Below are 245 nucleotides of genomic sequence, written 5' to 3'. Positions count from 1 at the left end.
CTTATGGCGTTCTCAGTCTGCTCTCGCTGCACATCTTCGAGCGCCAGAGCGGAAAAGGCGTGACTGGTGCGACACCGGAATCGAGGTGGCGCATCTTCACCGATTCGCCAAACGACCCCACCGCATTCCGGGCAGGTAAGGGGCTGCGCGTACCGATCGCTGCGATGTGGCGAATGTTCGACGGCTTGGTTTTCGCTCCCACCGGCTCATCCAATCGTTTCACGACGACTGCAGCGAGTTCCGCC

The 245-nt window shown here is 60.8% G+C and carries 1 protein-coding gene; it reads left to right on the top strand.

All coding sequences use genetic code 11. The features are described from left to right. On the top strand, positions 1-245 hold a 245-nt coding region (locus SB772_RS44445; RefSeq protein WP_410839081.1), incomplete at both ends, for a hypothetical protein.

Origin of the sequence: Paraburkholderia sp. SIMBA_030 (genome assembly GCF_046535245.1) — a bacterium.
In the GTDB taxonomy this organism is placed as follows: Bacteria; Pseudomonadota; Gammaproteobacteria; order Burkholderiales; family Burkholderiaceae; genus Paraburkholderia.
This window is presented reverse-complemented; position numbering and strand designations above follow the sequence as displayed.